General features: G+C 64.3%; 1 protein-coding gene. It reads left to right on the top strand.

All coding sequences use genetic code 11. The features are described from left to right. Positions 1-155 precede the first annotated feature (155 nt). A partial coding sequence (locus tag ACO1BU_RS37515) for an IS110 family transposase (protein WP_424140926.1) occupies positions 156-1077 on the top strand: 922 nt, incomplete at its 3' end.

Here is a 1077-nt window from a genome sequence, read left to right as displayed (position 1 = left end):
ACCGTGTGTCCTGACATTGATCTGTCGGCTCTCCGAACGACACCTGGCAGTCGAGTGGGATGTGACTTCATAGGAGCCTGAAGCCGTTCATCCCGTCACAGTCCTGTCCACCCGCTTGGCCGCCGGACTCTCAACCGATTCGGAGAACTGGTGATATGAGCGGCACTACCCCGCCTGACGTCATTGTCGGTGTCGACACACACAAGCAGGCCCATACCGCGGTTGCTATCAGCGCGCACGGCGTTCGCCTGGCGGAACTGACCGTACCGGCTGATGCAAAGGGTTACCAAGATTTGGCGTCCTGGGCCTCCTCGCTTGGGCATGTCCGTGCCTTCGGCATCGAAGGCACTGGGTCGTATGGCGCAGGTCTGTCTCGATTCCTGCACGAGAAGGGCTACGTCGTCCACGAGGTCGCCCGTCCCGACCGGGCGTTACGCCATAGGCAAGGCAAGACGGACCACCTCGATGCCGAGGCTGCCGCACGCACCTTGCTCAGTGGGCAGGCGGCTGCCGTGCCGAAGTCTGGAACGGGCGAGGCCGAGATGATCCGCCACCTGAAGATTGCCCGCGACACCGCAGTTAAGGGGCGGACGCAAGCCATGCTGACTCTGAAGTCGATCGTTCTCGGGGCTCCAGCGGCATTCCGCGAGCAGCTTGAGGCGATAACGGGCAAGATGGCACTCTTGCGGCACCTTGCTGCTATGCGCCCGGGCCCGCTCACCACAACTCTAGCCTCGGCCAAGGTGAGCCTGCGCGCCATAGCCCGGCGCTGGCTCGCCCTCAACGACGAAATCAAGTCCCACGACATCCATCTCGAACAGCTGACGCGGCGTTGCGCGCCAACGATGGTCGAGGCGCACGGCATTGGGGCGGGAACGGCGGCGGAAATGCTCATCCTTGTCGGGGACAACCCGGAGCGGATCCACTCAGAGGCCGCTCTCGCAAAGCTATGCGGAGCCTGCCCGATCCCCGCATCAAGCGGGAAGACCAGCAAGCACCGCCTGAGCCGAAGCGGGCACCGGCAGGCCAACGCTGCGCTGCATCGCGTAGTGGTCGTGCGCATGCGCGGGCACCAGC

This window comes from Roseomonas chloroacetimidivorans, from assembly GCF_049629625.1.
Classification (GTDB): domain Bacteria; phylum Pseudomonadota; class Alphaproteobacteria; order Acetobacterales; family Acetobacteraceae; genus Roseomonas; species Roseomonas chloroacetimidivorans.
The sequence above is the reverse complement of the archived record's forward strand: the minus strand, read 5'-3'. Positions and strand labels throughout refer to the sequence as shown.